The sequence below is a fragment of the Actinopolyspora sabaoui genome (genome assembly GCF_051225635.1).
GTDB lineage: Bacteria > Actinomycetota > Actinomycetes > Mycobacteriales > Pseudonocardiaceae > Actinopolyspora.
Map to the genome: position 1 here is coordinate 17399 of NZ_JBMIHH010000002.1, position 16597 is coordinate 33995.

Consider the following 16597-nt stretch of genomic DNA (forward strand, 5'->3'; position numbering starts at 1 on the left):
GGGCTCTCGCTCCGGCGAACCCCGACATCGAGTGGATAGTTCCGCCAGCGGCCGCCGCCGGTGTTGTGTCCCCTGTGGACCAGCCACGGCGGCGGTCGCCACCCTCACCTCTCGACCCCCATCGCCTGTCCGTCGTCGCGCCCCAATCGGGCGGGCCACCACATGGTTCTGCCGATGTCCAGGGAAAGGGCGGGTACCAGCAGCGAACGTACGACCAGCGTGTCCAGCAGCACCCCGAACGCCACGATGAACGCGAGCTGAGCGAGGAACAGGATCGGCAGCACCGCCAGCGCCGCGAACGTGGCCGCCAGCACGACTCCGGCCGAAGTGATCACACCACCGGTGACCGACAGCGCACGCAGCACACCGTTCCGGTGGCCCGAGCGACGCACTTCTTCCCGCGCGCGGGTCATCAGGAAGATGTTGTAGTCGATCCCCAGGGCGACGAGGAACACGAAGCCGTACAGCGGGACGACCGGGTCCGCACCGGGCATGTCGAAGACGTGGTTGAACACGAGCGCCGACACGCCCATCGTCGCGGCGAAGGAGAGCACCACGGTGGCGAGCAGCACCAGTGGGGCGATCAGGGCACGTAGCAACAGTGCCAGCACCACGAGGATGACCGCGAGGACGATCGGGATGATCACGGAACGGTCGCGCTCGGCGGTCAACCGCGTGTCGAGCTGGATCGCGCTCGTTCCACCGACCAGTGCGTCGGCACCCTCGACGGGGTGTACCGAGTCGCGGATCCGCTGAACCGTGTCGAGGGCCGCCTCGGAGTCGACGGGGTCGGTGAGCACGGCTTCGATGAGTACCCGCCCGTCGACCACCTTGGGACTGCCCGCCTGGGTCCTGGTGACCGAGACTTCGACCACCCCGGGCACGTCAGCGGCTCGCACCACGCGTTGGGCGCTGTCCGCGTCGGCGATGATCACGGTGGGGGCTCCCGCGCCCGCGGGGAAGTGCTCGGCGAGCACCTCCTGACCGGCGACCGATTCGACCGGTGTCAGGAAGACGTCCGACTGCGCGGTGCCACCGGCCCGCAGCTGCGGCAGTCCGAGCGTGGCGATGAGCAGCACCACCGTGGTCCCGATCCAGATCGCCCGGGGCGTCCTGCCCACCAGTGAGCTGACACGCTCCCAGAATGCCGTGCGCTGCGGCTCTGGCTCCTCCGCCGCGTCCTGCTGCTCGGTTGTTTCCCGAGGGGGTGGGAAGGGCCAGAAGGCGACGCGGCCGGCCAGTGCGAGTACGGCGGGCAGGAAGGTGGTCGAGGCCAGCAACGCGGCGACGATGCCGATGGCCGCCACGGGCCCGAGGCTCTTGTTGGAGTTCAAATCGCTGAACAGCAGGCACAGCAGCCCGAGGACGACCGTGCCCGCGGAGGCGAGGATCGGCTCCAGCGTGGCGCGCCAGGAACGCAGCACGGCCCGGTACTTGTCGGGGGATGTGCGTAGTTCCTCCCTGAACCGTGCGACGAACAGCAGGGCGTAGTCCGTGGCGGCACCGACCACCAGGATGAACAGGATGCCCTGACTCTGGCCGTTGAGGGTCAGGAGGTTGCCCACTGCCAGGAAGTAAACGGCGAGGCTGGCGAGTCCGAGGGCGAACACCGCGCTGAGCAGTACCAGCAACGGCAGCAGCGGACTTCGGTAGACCAGGATCAGGATCAGCAGAACCACCGCACCCGCGACGAGCAGCAGCAGCCCGTCGACTCCGCTGAAAGCCTCGGCCAGGTCGGCGGACTGTGCGGCGGGGCCGCTGACCAGGGTGGTCAGCCCAGCGGGCGACCGTTCCAGGAGGTTACGCAGCTCCGAGACCGCGTGCGCGGGTTCGGCACCGGAGTCGATCGAGGCGATCACCTGCACCGCCTGGTCGTCCCGTGGTGAGGGGATCGGGGGTGATACCCGCTCGACTCCTTCGATCGAGCCCATCCGTTCGGAGATCCCGGTCAGGTAACGGCGGTCGGAATCGGTGATTCCCTCGGTGCGCTCGGCGACGACGAAGGCGGGTATTCGCTGCCCACCGGAGAACTGTCGCTGTAATTCGTTGACCTTGGTGGCCTCGGCGGAGGCGGGAAGGAAGGTGGAGCTGTCGTTCTCGGAGACCTCGGCCAGCTTGCCCGCGAACGGCCCGCCGAGACCGCCGAGAACCAGCCAGACGAGCACCAGCAAGGCGGGGACCAGCCATCGCAGCCGCCGCACTCTCGGGGGATGCTGGTCCGTGTCGGAGGAGTGGCCGGTGGAGATCATGGGGTGGTTCCTGGTCATTGTCGAGGGTTCACAGCGAAGCACGAACCCTGCGGAGCATTACTAGCGCCATAGAATAATTCGATTGTCGAAATACTGCGACGGCAGGGGACGAAAGGAGCGAAGGAGAAGCGATGACCTCGGCAAACGAACAGGGCAGCGACGCCCCGGCGGGAACGGACGAGACCGGCACCGCCCCCGGCCACGAGGGAAACGTGGTGCTGGGCAAGCTGCTGCGACAGCTCAACGTCGAACTCGACAGGTTCAACGTGCTGTTCGGCGAGGCACACGGGCTGCACCAAACCGACCTGAACGCGCTCGTCACGATCCTCGACGCGGCGAACCGGCAGGAACCGATGACGCCGAGCAGGCTCGCGGCCACCCTCGACATGAGCGTTTCGGCCACCACGGCACTGCTGGAGCGGCTGGAGTCGCTCGGTCACATCACCAGGGAACGCAGCAAGGTCGACCGGCGCAGGGTCGACCTGGACATCCACGAGACCGCCAGGCAGGTCGGTGGCGAGTTCTACCGGCCGCTGCTGCGGGAGCTCGGCGGTGTCTGGGACGGCTTCAGCGCCGAGCAGCGGGAAACGATCAGGCAGTTCCTCGTCGCCACGATCGATGCCACCGGGCGAGCGCGCGAGACGTTCTCGTCAAGTTGAGCGGGTGAAGACACCGACCTCACCGGCAACGACGTCCTGTCCGAACGGGCATTCGAGTGTGCCACGGCGGACGGGACTTGGCCCCTGCTCGCCCGGAAGGACGGTGTTCGACGATCTCCTCGCTCCGATTCCAACAGAGCTCCACTCGTCCTCTTCGGATCACCGTCCGTTTTTCCGGAGCCCCCACCCGCCACCCACCCAGTAGCCGATAGCCATCGGCGAACCCGACAGAATCCCCTGTAATTCCGAAATCTCGGAAACTGGAACCGCCATGTAGCCACGAACGGATTCCACCTCGCCAGTGGTCATTTTCAGCTGTTCCGACACAACCGGGGAGAGCCGACAGTTTCACTCGAAACTTTTCACTCACCGGTGTTCATCCCCTCGCGAAACGGGTTGACCGAGGAAAACACGACGAACCAGTCATCACACCATGATCTACCGGACAGACCGGAGGATCTAAGGCGCGACGAGCGCACAAGCCCCCGTAGGCAGCAACAGCACGGCGAGCACCGAGAGTGGAATCCCGATCGCCCGCTTCGGCCACACCGCCAGCACCGCCAACACCGCTGCCAGCAGAAACACTCCGGCCGCGAGGAGACTCCGCCCGGAAAACGTCCCGAAAGCGATCACCGCGATGGCGATCACCGCACCGACGATTCCGGTCAGTACCGCCCAGTCACGCCGCGAGGTCGGTATGATCAACCAATCCAAGAACCCTCTCCCAGCACTCGTTCTCCGGTTCGGCGCACTCTAGCACTCATCACACCGCCGAAACCGGAGAACGCGAGAATCGGAGGCAACCGATACGGGAGAACGGCGAGAGGAACTGCTCCCGGAACGACACTCAAATCCGTAACTGCCCACCGTCGTAGACCAGCAGGCCGTCCTCCCGCAGCCGTACCCCGTCCATGGTGTGGTGCTCGCGCAGGCTGCCGTCGTGCATCAGGTGCACCACCCCGACACCGCGAACCAGCGTCGCGTAGTCGGCGATCATGCGGCGATGGCAGCGCCACCACACGCTCTCGGAACACATCACGGCCGTCTCGCGGTTCCCTGCCCCAGCGAGCAGCTCCTCGAGGGCCTCGCCGAACTCGCCGGTACGCATGTGTGCGGCGTAGGCACGGAATCCCTCGTTCCGGCACGCCGTGTCCGGGGAGTCGGTGGGTAGCTTGCGAAACCCGCCGAGCCGCTTGTCCCAGCGATAGTCCACTCCGGCCTCGGGCAGCCACTCCCGGAGCTCGGAGTGCTTGAAGTCGGGATTGTGCCTGCTGCCCGGCGCGGTGCGCACGTCCACCACGGCCTCGATCCCGGCCGCGTGCAGCAGCGGGACGAACTCGGCACGGGCGCTCGTGCCGTGCCCGACCGTGACCAGCCGCATCATCCCCACACCGCCAGTGCTTCGCCGACTCCGAACACTTCTGTCGGACATGGTCGCCGATACTCTTCGGCACGGCAGCACCGAACCGCCACCCACGCGGTCGGCGCCACCGGGTAACCATTCTGGCAACCCGGCCGGAACACTCGGTTCACTCCTGCCCGGGGCCACCCAGCCGTCCGGCCCGGACCGCCGCCACGACACCACCGTCGACCAGGAGGTCGGTCCCCGTGACGAAGCCTGCTTGCTGCCCGAGCAGGAAGTCCGCCGCCGCTGCGATGTCTTCGGGGGTACCGGGCCGATCGGCGGCGGAGACCTCGGTCATCGCGCGTACCGCGCCGAGGTGTTCCGAGTTCAGTTCCTGCCGCACCATGGGCGTCGAGATGACGCCGGGGCTGATCGAGTTGACCCGGTTTCCCCGGTCACCCCAGGAAACGCAGGCTCGCTGCACCCGGAGCTGGTTGGCGCGTTTGGAGAGCCCGTAGGCGTGACCGGGATCCGTCACCGCTTCCGGGGTGGTGAACGGCAGCTTGAGCAGTTCCTCGGGTGCGGCGGTGGCCAGTGTCTCCTCCTGTTGCCTGTCGAGTGAGGCGGCCATGTGCCCGGCCATGCTGGAAATCACCACGGCCGAGCCGCCCTCGGCCATCACTCCCTCGAACTCGTCGAGGACCAGCGAGACCCCAAGCAGGTTCACCCGCAGGATCACCGCTGCCGAGGACAGTGCCGGGGAGAGACCCGCCGTATGTGCCAACTTGGTCACCGGTCCCAGCTCGGCAGCGTCGCGGGCGAGTTCGGCCACGGACTCACGCGAGGAGACGTCCACTCGCCGGGTGGTCACATCGTGGCCGTCCGAGCGCATCGACTCGGCCGTCGATTCCAGTGTGTTCTCGTCGAGATCGGCGAGCAGCACGCGTCTGCCGCTTCCGAGCCTGCGCCCGATGGCTCGTCCCATTCCGCCGCTGCCGATCACGACCAGTACTTCCCCGCTCATGAGTCAGCCGTTCCTTCCGCCTCGATCCGTATCAACCGCACGCTTCCTTCGCCGTTGGCGGCCAGCAATAGCGAGCCGTCCTCGTTCACCACCAGGTCGACGAAGGAAGCCGGACGACCGCTGCCCTCCGGTTGGCCGTTCGAACCGGTGCCGCTCACGCCGGGAAGCGACTCCACGGCCAGCTCGTGGAGCACGACCGTGCTCGCCCCGGTCGCGGGATCGAACCGCCGCAGCCGCCGGTGTTCGACCTCGACCACGAACAGTTCCCCGCCGCTGACGGCGATCCCCTGCGGCATGGCGAGCCCGTCCAGCACGACCACGGGTTCTTCGTCCAGGCGCAGTACTCGTCCGAGCCGGTCGTCGCTGACGTAGCAGCGCCCGTGGTCGTCCAGCGCCACGTCGACCGGGTGCTCCAGCCCTTCGGCCAGCGCCGTGACCGAGTCGGTCTCGTCGACAGCCAGTACCTGCCCCCGCTCCGGTGCCGCGAGCACGACTCGTCCACTCGGGTCGGCCGCGATCCCGGTGAGTTCACCGAGCCCGGCGGCACGCGTGCGGGAGACTCCGTCCACGGGATCGTACGCGTGGAGATCACCACTGATGTCGACGAGTTGCAGCACGTCGCCGGTGGCGACCACGTTCCGCGGCAGCCCGGGAAGCGTGCCGCCGACCACGTCCACCGGATCGAGCTCGCCGGAGTCCCAGACGCTCGACAGCCCGAAGTGGTCGGCCGCGTAGATCCTGCCGGTGGGGGCGACCGTGATTCCGAACGGCCCGTTCAGGCCGGGCGGCACGACCGTGCGAGCGTGGCCTCGTTCGCCGAGCTCGCTGATGCTTCCCCGTGCGAAGCTGGACACGAACATGCGGTTTTCCGGGTCGAACGCGGCGTTGTCCAGCCCCGGGATGCCGGTTACCAGGCTCGATGTCCCGCCTGTTCCCGGATCGACGTGTGTGATCGTTCCCGCCGCGTCGCAGGAGAGCACGAACAGTTCCCCTGCCCTGTCGAAGCGCACGGCTACCGGCATGGGCGGCCCACTCACGACGTGTTCGGGGCCCCCTCCCTCGGGTGGGATCCGAAGCACCTCGTTGGTCATCATGTGCGGGTAGTACAACCACCCGTCGGGGCCGAACCGCATCGCGTTGCCGTACGCCAGCCCCTCGGTGAGCAGCACCGGTGAACCGCCGTCCGGGAAGAGCTCGAACAGTCTGCCGCCGGAGCGCATCTCGTTGACGAAGAGACGGTCGCCGAGGCACGTGATCCCGTTGGGCGCCACCATGGCATCGGTGATCAGGTCGAACTCCCCGTTGGGCGAGCGCCGCCACACCCGACCCGGTGCCACGTCGGTGACGTACATCGTCCCGTCCGTGCCGAACGCGATGTCGTCCGGTGTGCGCAGCGGACCGTCCGGCGGTACCACGACCTCGACCTCGCCGGATTCGGTGTCGACCGCGCTGATCCGTCCGGTGAGGAACTGCGCCACGTACAGCAGCCCGTCGGGACCGAAGGCGATGCCGTTGGCTCCCCGCAACCCGCTCGGCTCGTTCAACCGCACCGGTTCCGAACGAAAGGTTCCGGGGTCCGGCGCTTCGCGGTCAGTTCCGCTCATCGGCGTGCTCCTGCCCGGCCTCGACCAGCACCTCGGTGAATCGGTCGTTCTCGCGCCACTGCCGCAGTGTCGCGGCGAATTCGAGCTCGTCCGGCCGGTAGAAGCTGCGCACGACCGAGGAGTGGCCCTCGTTGTTGTAGTAGCCCGGTGTGCACTCGTCCAGCGCCCTGTCGACACCGGCCTTGCGCCCCATCTCGTCCACCCACTCCTGCTCGGCCTCCGGGGTGGGTTCCAGGTAGGCCGCGCCGCGTTTGGCCGACTCGGTGATCATCGCCGCGATGTGGACGGACTGGTCGTCGAGCACGTGGGTGAAGTTGGGGGCCACCCCGTTCTGCGAGGGCCCCATGCAGAACAGGTTGGGGAAACCGTGGCTGGTGAACCCGTGCAGGGTGCGCATGCCGTCACTGAAGTGCTGGGGCAGCGTCACACCGTCACGACCGTAGAGCGCCAACCCGGAGGCCGCGGGGTGGGATCCGCCGACCTGGAAGCCGGTGGCGAAGACGATGCAGTCCACTTCGTACTCGACACCCTGGCTGACCAGGCCGTGTTCGGTGATGCGCTCCACACCTCGGCCGTGGGTGTCCACCAGGGTCACGTTGGAACGGTTGAAGGCCGGGTAGTACTCGTCGTTGAAGGTGGGGCGCTTGCACTCGTAGCGGTACCACGGTTGCAGCGCGCGGGCGGTCTCCTCGTCCTCGACGATGGACCTGACCCGGTCACGCACCTGGTTCATCTTGTGGAAGTCGGCGACCTCCCGCACCAGCTCGTGCTCCGCACTGGTGAGCTCGTCCTTGCCGGTCTCGTCCGCCACGGCGTTGTAGTGATGGGCGAGGTCGCTCCACCGGTCACCCACCATGTCCTCGGCGGTCCGGTCGCCGCCGAGCACGGCCAGGAAGTCCTCGCGCCTGCGGTCGTGCCAGCCGGCGGTCAGGCTCTCCGCCCACTCCGGGTCGCTCGGCCGGTTGCCGCGTTCGTCCACGACAGACGGAGTGCGCTGGAAGACGTAGAGGTGGCCCGCGTCCTCGGCCAGGTCGGGCACGCACTGGATCCCCGTGGCACCGGTGCCGATGACGGCGACGCGTTTATCGGCGAGCTTGTGCATGCCGCCGGTCTGGTCACCACCGGTGTATGAATAGTCCCACCGGCTGGTGTGGAAGGTGTGCCCGGCGAAGTCGTCGATGCCGGGAATGCCCGGAAGTTTGGGTCTGCTGAACGGTCCGCTGGAGAAGATCACGTACCGGGCGGTCATGTCGTCGCCCCGGTCGGTGGTCACCCGCCAGCGGCACCGGGACTCGTCCCAGGTGGCGCCGGTCAGCTCGGTCCGGAAGCACGCGTCCCGGTAGAGGTCGAACTTCTCCGCGATGTTGATGGTGTGTTGGCGGATCTCCTCGCCGCGCGCATACTTCTCGCTGGGGACGTAACCGAGCTCCTCCAGCAGCGGCAGGTAGATGTAGGACTCGATGTCGCAGCGCACCCCCGGATAGCGGTTCCAGTACCAGGTACCGCCGACGTCGCCGCCCTTCTCCAGCAAACGGATCGAGTCGAATCCCGCCTGGCGGAGACGTGTCCCTGCCAACAATCCGCCGAATCCGGCACCGACGATCAGCACCTCCACGTCGTCGGTGAGCGGCTCGCGGTTCGGCTCGTCCTCGACATAGGGATCCGTGACGTAGTAGCCGAAGTCACCGGTCGGTGCGATGTACTGTGCCGCGCCGTCCGAGCGGAGGCGTCGGTCCCGCTCGGTCCGGTACCGGGCGCGCAGTTCCTCCGGATCGAAACCGAGTTCGTTCGGATTCAGCAGCTCCGCTTCGAGTGACCGCTCTTCGTTGGTCATGCGTTCGGTCCTTGCGGTTCGGAATTTTCATTTCTGTGCCGTGGGGGGGGGAGTTCGGAGCCGCCGGCCCATGAGCGGCGTCCCCGCGGGAACCCGGGGCCGGCACGCGGGACGCGCGGAATCGATTCCGATGGATGTCGGGTTCGCGCGAGCTCGGTTACCACTCGAAGCCGCCGGGCGGGCCGGTCACTGCCGACGCGTCACCGGGGCCGTCCAGAGCCCGGTGAGCGCGTCGACGAGGCCGGCGGCGAACTCGTCCCAACTCGGGTGCGTGGTGGGCAGCCCCTCGGCGAGCGCGCGTTCCCGTTCGACGCACATCTGTCTGGTCAGGTGCAGCGCCATGTTCCAGCGTTCGGTTCGCACGTTGTCGGGCAGCTCGGGCAGACACCGGTTCATGCCTTCCAGGGACAACCGCAACGAGTCGGACCGCAGGGACTCGCCGGTGAGAATCTCGTGGAGCACCGGATCGGCCATCACCTGCGCCGCGAATCGCGCGTACCACGAGGGAGTACCCAACGATTCCAGGTACAGCGTCATCGGCCGCACCAGACAGGACACCCAGTCCCGCAGTTCGGTGGAGCCCGCGGGCTCGGTGAACATGTTGACCCGGATGCACTCGATGCGTTCCCCGTGCTGTCGCGCTATCGCGTGCACCAGGTCGTGCTTCGACCCGAAGTGGTACCCGACCGCGGCACTGTTGCCCAGCTCCGCGACCTCGCTGATCTGGCGGTTGGACACCGCGTATATCCCGTGTTCGGCGAACAACCGCTCGGCGGTGCGCAGAATCGATTCCCGCGTGGCCGCGCCACGTTCGACCCGAGCCGTCCGTCTCGTCATGGCCATCCTCGTCGCCACCACTCCCGACGCCCCCGAAACGTCGTAACTCCCGCCACCAACCTTTCAGTCAGCCAATTTAATCAGTTGATTGAAATCAGTCAAACGACTGATTGAGACTGTGCCCCGGAACACATCGACTCGCTGGTGCCAGTTACGGCTCACCGACACACAAGCATCAGCACAGCATGCGCAACGAAGTAGGATTATCCGGCGCAACGACGCAACGAGCGGCTATTTGTCGCTCGACCGAGGGAAGCTACCGTATGTCACACCCACTCGCGGTGACCGAATTCATGCACCGTGTGATGGGAGTGCCCAGCAGCTCCGGACGACTTCCGAGACCGGCTCTCGGCACGGAAGCCCGGGTCACCGCCCGAAAGGAATCAGATGACCGCGACGTGGCTGTCGATCCTGCCTCCGCTGCTCGCGATCGCCCTGGCGCTGCTGACCAGGCAGGTCATTCCCGCGCTGCTGGCCGGAATCTGGCTCGGGGCCTGGCTACTGGAGGGGGCCACGCTCACGGGGCTGGGCACTTCGCTGCTGGACACGGTGAGCGTGTACATCGTCGACGCGCTCGCGGACCGGGACCACGTGATGATCGTGGTGGCCACAATGATGATCGGCGGGCTGGTCGGGGTGATCCGACGCAACGGCGGCACCGACGGCATCGTGAAGCTGGTGACACGCTGGGCCGCCACCCCCAGGCGGGGCCAGCTGGCGACCGGCGGCCTGGGACTGGCGATCTTCTTCGACGACTACGCGAACAGCCTCGTGGTGGGCAACACGATGCGGCCCATCACCGACCGGCTGCGGATCTCGCGGGAGAAACTCGCCTACATCGTGGACTCGACCGCCGCACCAGTGGCCGCGTGCGGGCTCTTCACCACCTGGATCGGCTACCAGGTCGGGCTGGTCGACGACGCGGTCGGCAGGATCGGACTCGACCAGAGCGGCTTCGCGGTGTTCGTCAGCTCGCTGCGCTACGCCTTCTACCCGGTGCTTGCCGTGGTGCTCGTGTTCGCGATCGCGGGCAGCCGACGCGATTTCGGCCCGATGGTGCGCGCCGAGCAGCGTGCCCGGCAGTCGGGCACGGTACTGCGTCCGGGCTCGAACCTGGGGTCCGCGGACACCGAGACCGAGCTGCGGCCGGAGGAACGCACCCCGCGCCGCTTCCTGAACGCACTGGTGCCGATCCTCGCCCTGGTGGTGACGACTTTCGTGGGGCTGCTGGCCACCGGCAGCGGCAACACCGTACTCGAGATCATGGGCAACGGTGATCCGTTCGCCGCACTGGTCTGGGGCTCGTTCGTGGCGCTGCTCGTCGCGGCGGTGCTGAGCTTCGGCCAACGGCTGCTCTCGTTGGGGCAGTTCGTGGACGCGTGGTTCGCCGGGATCAAGTCGGTGTTGTACGTGGTCATCATCCTCTCGGCAGCCTGGGCACTGTCCGCACTGACCGAGAAGCTCAAGACCGCCGAGTTCCTGGCGGGCGCGCTCAGCGAGGCACTGCCCGCATCGCTGCTGCCGGTGATCCTCTTCGTGCTCGCGGCCGCCGTCGCGTTCGCCACCGGCACGAGCTGGGGAACCATGGGAATCCTGACTCCGCTCGCGGTACCGCTGGCCTGGTCACTGCTGCAGGCACAGGGCGCCGAGACCGCGGGTGGGCACCCGATCATCTACGCCAGCGTGGCCACCGTGCTGGCCGGAGCGGTGTGGGGCGATCACTGCTCGCCGATCTCGGACACCACGGTGATCTCCTCGCTGGCCTCGCAGTGCGACGTGGTCGACCACGTGCGCACCCAGATCCCCTACGCCCTCTACGCGGGCGCGGTCGCCGTGGTCGTCGGGTTGCTGCCGATCGGGTTCGGCTTCCCGTGGTGGGCATCCTTCCTGGTGTCGATCGCGGTGCTGCTGCTCGGACTGCGACTGCTGGGCAGGCACGTGCCGGACGATGCGCGGCACGCGGAAACCGAGCAGGCGGAAGCCTGAGGGGACCGATTCCACGGGGATCGCCGCCGCCGGGTGTCGCTGGTGCTCGGCGCGGTGATCATCCACCTCCGCCGCGGCGAGTGGACCGCCGCCGTCGCGAACCCGCTCTACCCGGCGATGGTCGCCTTCGTGGCGCGGAGCCGTTTCGTCCCCGAGTCCTCCGGCTGCTGACCCCGACACTGCCCTACCGCCGGGAGCGGCCGAACCGCGCCGGACTCGTACCGATCACCCGCTTGAAGTGCCTGCTGAGGTGGGGCTGGTCGTGGAAACCCGCCGCCGAGGCGACGAACCGGGGTGCCATCCCGTCGAGCAGCAACCGGCGGGCGAGATCGACCCTGCGCCCGGTCAGGTACTGGTGCGGCGGCGTGCCGAACTCCCCGCTGAAGGCCCGAACCAGGTGGGCTGGGTGCGCGTGCAGTAGGTTCGCCGCTCGCCGCAGCGTGATCCCCTCGACGAGGTGCTCGTCCAGCAGCTCGCGCAGCCGCACGGCGAGTTTCGCGTGATCGACCGGTTTCATCATCCGGGCGCGCTCGGTCAGGTGCCGGCGCAGCCGCTCGGACACGAAGGACAACCTGCTCTCGGCTTCAAGGGTTTCACCGGGCAGCAGCAGCGAATCGTGCAACTGTCGAACACGGCGCAGCAGCAGTGGGTCGTCGATGGTGGGCGCGTCCACCGCGAGTCCCACGAGTTCGTCGCCGAACTGGCTCGGGTCCAGGTACAGCACTCGTTTCCTGATGCCCCGCGAGGTGACCGGGGTGCCGTTGTGCGGAACGTACGGCGGCAGCAGGGTGAGCCGGTCCCGCAGCGCGCCGTGCTCGTGGCGGTACAGGTCGTAGCGCACCGTGCCGTCGTCCACCAGCAGCAGCGTCCACGAGTCGTGGGCGTGCATCGGATAAGCGTGCTCCACCAGGTGAGCGTGGTAGGCCTCCACGATCCCGGGCACCGGTGGACGCCACGCCGCCACTCCCGAACTGGTGACCATGCAAAGAACGTACAAGACCGGGTGACGGGTAGGGGGTCACGATCTCCCCATGACAACGGAGAGTTCCCCGGTCCGGTTCGACACGAAGATCGCCGTACTGCTGCGCGAGGACCTGGCAGGCTGGCAGCGGCTGAACGTCACCGCGTTCCTGGTGAGCGGACTCGGCACGAGAAGTCCGGAGGTGATCGGTGAACCGTACCGCGACGCCGACGACAACGAGTACCTGTCGATGTTCCGGCAGCCGGTGCTGATCTTCGAGGGCAGCGAGGAGGTAGTGACCAGCGCGCACTCCCGCGCCGTCGAGCGGAACGCGGCCGTGGCGGTGTTCACCTCGGAGCTGTTCGGCACCGGCAACGACCGGGACAACCGCGCCGCCGTACGAGCCGTTCCGAAGGAAAAGCTCGATCTGGTGGGAGTGGGCGTGCACGGACCGCGCAACGCCGTGGACAAGATCGTAAAGGGCGCGCGGATGCATCCGTGACCGCCCGACCCTGAGTGCCCGGTGTTGACTGCCCGGCCGTGACCACTGAACCGAAGTTCGCACCACCCCGTGAGAGCGAGACACGACTCGACGAATCCGACGATGCCGTGGGCCGCTGGCACGACGTGATCGGAGCCGACCGAGGAGTCCCGACAGGCCCGCGGCCACGACGGTGCCGGGGCCTCCCCTCCCCGGCACCGTCCTTCGACCTCATCGGGAGCGCGGAACTCGCACCGCGGCCCGGACCACTCGGCGGTGTGGCCGCTTCGGCCCGGAGCCGCGGGGAGGAGCACCTCTAAACGTTGCCGTCGATGTGACGCCGCACGTACCGGTAAGCCAAGTCACCGAACTGCGTGCCGAAACCGATGGAGTTGTCCGCCGATTTCGAGAAGTGCACCCCGCCCCACAGCCGACTGTCGCTGCCGTCCTGAACGAAGTCGGTCCAGGTGCGCCAACCGATCCGGAGATCGTTGGTGGGGGTGACGCCGGGCTCCACAAGCGACGAGCCCGCGGAATAGGTGTACGACCAGTTCAGGTAGTCGGAGTTGAGGTAGCGGCGTGCGGCCTGCGCCTCGGCGGAGAGGACCGTGGTGGAGGCTGACGGGTATTCGGGGTGGTTGCCCACGTTCAGATAGCTTGTCCACTCGTTGGCGGGAATGTCGTTGACGGTTCCCTTTCCGGGGCCGCCCCAAGCCGTCAGCTCGGTGTCGCCGTAAACGTGCTGGACCGCGCTGAACGGCCGCACGGCGTCGAAACCGGTCTTGTGGTGCCAGCAGGCGATCAGACCGTCCAGCATCGCCACCCCGGTTACCATCAGCAGCTGCACCCAACCGTCCAGGTCGAGTTCGTGGTTCCTGGCCGCGGCCAGAACCGACTTCCCGACTCCCAGGAACTTGTTGTCGAAGAATTCCGACTTCACCTTCTGCTCTTCGGTGAGCCCGGCCGAGGCACGCAGCACCTCGTCCACCGAACGCTTGTAGGCGGCCCGATTGGTGTGGTCGCTGTGGTCCGGCGGGGTGAGGGCGAACCGGCTCGGGTCCTCGTAGGTGTAAGGCGTGGCCAGCCGCAGCTGCGGGGTGGTGAAGACCTGGATCATGAACATGCCCTTGTCGCCGTCCGCGTTGCCGAGGCGACGGCCGTGTTCCAGCAGTTCCGGCTGCCAGCGGGAGGGGTTGTGCAACTCGTAGGCACTGTTCTCGGGCCGGTAGCCGGTGTAGTCCTGGTAAGGCTTCCCGTTGTACCGGACTCCCTCGTCACCGAGCTGGTTTATGCCGTCCCGCAGGCGTCCCTCGACGACGGCCTTACCGGCCAGGTTCCCGATGCCGATCGGTGTGGTGGGATCCTCCGAATCGTCGTCGGGGTCAAGCCCGAACGAGGAGACCAACGCCCGATAGGTCGGCATCCCGGCGGGGACCACACTTTGCATGACATGACGCCAGGCGTAGAGAGCCGCGATGTTCTTGTTCCTGTTGGTACGGGCTTCGCCGCGAGGGCGACGGCCGAGCTTCGAGTAAACACCCACCGCCGTCGGATGGTACGGCGCGAGTGCGTCGAACCAAGCGTTGTGCGCCATGCAGGTGTAGCGAATCAGGATGGTCACGTCCATCGGAGCGATGAAATCCGATACAGCCGAAGTGTCGGAGTTATCGGACAAGTAGCTGATGAAGTTGTCGGTGTCGAGATCGAAATCGGATGTCGCCTGCGTTGTAGAGGTTCCGGCCCGGCGCGCGTTGGCGACGCCGATGTTTCCGAAGGGGAGCAGAGCCGCGGTCGCCGCACCGGCGAGCACCGATCTGCGCTGCAACGTGTAGGACGAGGACGAAGAATTCCCTGAGGAGGCCATGGGTGCGACCTTTCCGCATTCGGTAGTTTGTCGATTTCGTTGACACGGTTGTCAACCGCCGCTGTGGTTTCGCGGATTGATTCCCGCGTGCTGTTGGTCGATTTCGCTCCGCTCTAAGGCGGGAAACCGCTCGTACTCGTTATTTACCGATCGCCCGTTCGAATCGGACCCGTGAACTCAGTCGGTACTTACCGACGAGTCGGGACTCCAACGCCCCACCGCCATTTCGGCGGTGATCCCCGGTCCGAAACCGGCTATCATGCCGGAAGCCCCCTCGGACGGCATGTCCTCCTCGAACATCCTCCGCAGCGCGTCGAGAACGACCGCGCTCGCGATATTGCCGTACTCGACGAGAGTGGCCCAGCTGTGGCGGAACATCTTCCGGTCGACGTCGAGGAATTCCCCGAGGTCATCCAGAATTCTCGGACCACCGGCGTGGATGATGTAGAAGTCGAGATTACGGACATCCCAACCGTGTCCCGCCGCGAACTCGTTCAGCACCGGGGCGAGCGGCTCCATCGTCCCCGGAACCCGACGATCCAGGCGGAAATGAAATCCGGTGTCACGCACGTCGTAGGAGATCCAGTCCTCGGTGTCCGGAATGAGGTACGAGGAATTTTGTTCCAACGCCACCCCCACCCCTCCACTACCTCGAACCACGGCAGCGGCGACGGCATCACCGAACAACCCGTCGGACAGCAGTGAGCCGACGTCGTCGTCATCGGGCTGATAGCACAGGGAACACAGCTCGCACGAAACGATCAGAACATTGCTCTCGGGATGAGCCAGGCAGAAGTCGTGGGCACGATTGATCGCCGCGCCCCCCGCCGCACAGCCCAGTTGTGCGATGGGGATCTGTCGGGTGTCGGTGCGAAACCCCATGGTGTTGATCAACCAAGCGGTCAGCGAAGGCATCAGAAATCCGGTGCAGGACACGTATATGATCGCGTCGATATCACGTGTCGCCAGGTTCGCGTTCGCCAGAGCTTGCTCGATCACCTCGGGAGTTCGCTTCTTGGACTCCAGCTCGTAGATGCGGTTGCGTTCCGCGAACCCCGGGTGTCGAAGTGTTTCCTCGACAGGCCGCACTACGTGCCTTTTTTGCACCCCTGTGTTCTGGATCAATCGGTACGCCAGGGAAAGCTGCGATTTCCCCGCGTGTGCTCGTTCGGCCAGCTCCAGCGTCTCGTCCATCGATATGACATGTTCCGGAACGCCCACCGATGGCCTGCATAATATTGGCATTTGTGGAACTTACTTTCTGGTGATTCTACCCGTGATTGGTGATGTCCTTCGCTACTATTCCGATCAGGTCGAACAGCGGAGGATGAACCGCAACGTATTTCCGCGTGCCGGCGGCACCGGGAACGCCTGCACCGCCCGGCGCCGGAGTTGTTTTCGGGATTAGTGAGTTCCGCCCGATACCGCATCGAGCCAACGTTCTTGCTTCGAACACGAGGAACGAGGGATTGCAACAAAACGACGAAAAGCGTTTGACGGGGCGAGCGCCGCCTTTCGCGGGATTGATTGTACGGCGAGAACGATACGGCTACAAGCCCGATCGAAGAAATTCCGGAAAACATGGCGCGCCGGCTGGAACCGGAGCCGCAGGCAGTTCACGACAGCGGGTCACGATCACGATTGGGCACCACGCTCGTCCATGCCACGAGGCACACACGGTCCGCGACGGAGATTTCCGTCCGAATCGCCCCGGCAAACCGGTTCAGCGGCATTCGGCTCTGGTGCCGGAGCG

General features: G+C 66.5%; 14 protein-coding genes. 4 read left to right on the forward strand and 10 right to left on the reverse strand.

The window, feature by feature from the left end; genetic code table 11:
• Positions 1-104: 104 nt before the first annotated feature.
• On the reverse strand, positions 105-2249 hold the full coding sequence (locus ACOQFL_RS02605; protein ID WP_435542911.1) for an MMPL family transporter: 2145 nt from the start codon (positions 2247-2249) through the stop codon (positions 105-107).
• A gap of 131 nt (positions 2250-2380) precedes the next feature.
• On the opposite strand from ACOQFL_RS02605, the gene ACOQFL_RS02610 reads away from it, so the two are divergent.
• Entirely contained in the window at positions 2381-2908 is a 528-nt protein-coding gene (locus ACOQFL_RS02610) for a MarR family winged helix-turn-helix transcriptional regulator (RefSeq protein WP_435542485.1), read from the forward strand.
• A gap of 459 nt (positions 2909-3367) precedes the next feature.
• On the opposite strand, the gene ACOQFL_RS02615 is transcribed toward ACOQFL_RS02610, so the two are convergent.
• The 6 genes from ACOQFL_RS02615 to ACOQFL_RS02640 form a co-directional block, all read right to left on the reverse strand.
• On the reverse strand, positions 3368-3622 hold the full coding sequence (locus ACOQFL_RS02615; RefSeq protein WP_435542486.1) for a hypothetical protein: 255 nt from the start codon (positions 3620-3622) through the stop codon (positions 3368-3370).
• A gap of 133 nt (positions 3623-3755) precedes the next feature.
• Positions 3756-4340 carry a DUF488 domain-containing protein gene (locus tag ACOQFL_RS02620; RefSeq protein ID WP_435542487.1) on the reverse strand — a complete coding sequence of 195 codons (585 nt, stop codon included), beginning with the start codon at positions 4338-4340 and terminating at the stop codon, positions 3756-3758.
• 97 nt (positions 4341-4437) lie between these two features.
• Complete coding sequence (locus tag ACOQFL_RS02625; RefSeq protein WP_435542488.1) at positions 4438-5277, reverse strand: SDR family oxidoreductase; 840 nt, start codon at positions 5275-5277, stop codon at positions 4438-4440.
• Complete coding sequence (locus tag ACOQFL_RS02630; RefSeq protein WP_435542489.1) at positions 5274-6881, reverse strand: Vgb family protein; 1608 nt, start codon at positions 6879-6881, stop codon at positions 5274-5276. Before ACOQFL_RS02630 ends, ACOQFL_RS02625 begins: the two co-directional genes overlap by 4 nt.
• Entirely contained in the window at positions 6868-8715 is a 1848-nt protein-coding gene (locus ACOQFL_RS02635; protein ID WP_435542490.1) for a flavin-containing monooxygenase, read from the reverse strand. Before ACOQFL_RS02635 ends, ACOQFL_RS02630 begins: the two co-directional genes overlap by 14 nt.
• A 186-nt stretch (positions 8716-8901) precedes the next feature.
• Positions 8902-9552, reverse strand: coding sequence for a TetR/AcrR family transcriptional regulator (locus ACOQFL_RS02640; protein ID WP_435542491.1), 651 nt, complete (start codon positions 9550-9552; stop codon positions 8902-8904).
• 387 nt (positions 9553-9939) lie between these two features.
• Between ACOQFL_RS02640 and ACOQFL_RS02645 the strand changes: the two genes are divergently transcribed.
• Both ACOQFL_RS02645 and ACOQFL_RS02650 read left to right on the forward strand, forming a co-directional pair.
• Entirely contained in the window at positions 9940-11538 is a 1599-nt protein-coding gene (locus tag ACOQFL_RS02645) for a Na+/H+ antiporter NhaC family protein (RefSeq protein WP_435542492.1), read from the forward strand.
• 33 nt (positions 11539-11571) lie between these two features.
• Positions 11572-11709: a hypothetical protein gene (locus ACOQFL_RS02650; protein ID WP_435542493.1), complete on the forward strand. Its 138-nt coding sequence runs from the start codon at positions 11572-11574 to the stop codon at positions 11707-11709.
• A 13-nt stretch (positions 11710-11722) separates the two neighbouring features.
• On the opposite strand, the gene ACOQFL_RS02655 is transcribed toward ACOQFL_RS02650, so the two are convergent.
• Positions 11723-12520, reverse strand: a complete 798-nt coding sequence (locus ACOQFL_RS02655) for a helix-turn-helix transcriptional regulator (RefSeq protein WP_435542494.1) — start codon at positions 12518-12520, stop codon at positions 11723-11725.
• Positions 12521-12569: 49 nt separating this feature from the next.
• On the opposite strand from ACOQFL_RS02655, the gene ACOQFL_RS02660 reads away from it, so the two are divergent.
• Positions 12570-13001, forward strand: coding sequence for a DUF2000 family protein (locus ACOQFL_RS02660; RefSeq protein WP_435542495.1), 432 nt, complete (start codon positions 12570-12572; stop codon positions 12999-13001).
• Positions 13002-13296: 295 nt separating this feature from the next.
• Here the strand turns inward: ACOQFL_RS02660 and ACOQFL_RS02665 are convergent, their stop codons facing one another.
• Together ACOQFL_RS02665 and ACOQFL_RS02670 are read right to left on the reverse strand one after the other, a co-directional pair.
• On the reverse strand, positions 13297-14844 hold the full coding sequence (locus ACOQFL_RS02665) for a DUF6851 domain-containing protein (RefSeq protein ID WP_435542496.1): 1548 nt from the start codon (positions 14842-14844) through the stop codon (positions 13297-13299).
• 177 nt (positions 14845-15021) lie between these two features.
• Positions 15022-16038 (reverse strand): type III polyketide synthase, encoded by a 1017-nt coding sequence (locus ACOQFL_RS02670; protein ID WP_435542497.1) that lies wholly within the window; start codon positions 16036-16038, stop codon positions 15022-15024.
• Positions 16039-16597 lie beyond the last annotated feature (559 nt).

Coding starts and splice junctions, on each gene's coding strand:
- ACOQFL_RS02605 (WP_435542911.1), bottom strand. CDS start 2,249: ATGATCTCCACCGGCCACTCCTCCGACACGGACCAGCATCCCCCGAGA.
- ACOQFL_RS02610 (WP_435542485.1), top strand. CDS start 2,381: ATGACCTCGGCAAACGAACAGGGCAGCGACGCCCCGGCGGGAACGGAC.
- ACOQFL_RS02620 (WP_435542487.1), bottom strand. CDS start 4,340: ATGTCCGACAGAAGTGTTCGGAGTCGGCGAAGCACTGGCGGTGTGGGG.
- ACOQFL_RS02625 (WP_435542488.1), bottom strand. CDS start 5,277: ATGAGCGGGGAAGTACTGGTCGTGATCGGCAGCGGCGGAATGGGACGA.
- ACOQFL_RS02630 (WP_435542489.1), bottom strand. CDS start 6,881: ATGAGCGGAACTGACCGCGAAGCGCCGGACCCCGGAACCTTTCGTTCG.
- ACOQFL_RS02635 (WP_435542490.1), bottom strand. CDS start 8,715: ATGACCAACGAAGAGCGGTCACTCGAAGCGGAGCTGCTGAATCCGAAC.
- ACOQFL_RS02640 (WP_435542491.1), bottom strand. CDS start 9,552: ATGACGAGACGGACGGCTCGGGTCGAACGTGGCGCGGCCACGCGGGAA.
- ACOQFL_RS02645 (WP_435542492.1), top strand. CDS start 9,940: ATGACCGCGACGTGGCTGTCGATCCTGCCTCCGCTGCTCGCGATCGCC.
- ACOQFL_RS02655 (WP_435542494.1), bottom strand. CDS start 12,520: ATGGTCACCAGTTCGGGAGTGGCGGCGTGGCGTCCACCGGTGCCCGGG.
- ACOQFL_RS02660 (WP_435542495.1), top strand. CDS start 12,570: ATGACAACGGAGAGTTCCCCGGTCCGGTTCGACACGAAGATCGCCGTA.
- ACOQFL_RS02665 (WP_435542496.1), bottom strand. CDS start 14,844: ATGGCCTCCTCAGGGAATTCTTCGTCCTCGTCCTACACGTTGCAGCGC.
- ACOQFL_RS02670 (WP_435542497.1), bottom strand. CDS start 16,038: ATGGACGAGACGCTGGAGCTGGCCGAACGAGCACACGCGGGGAAATCG.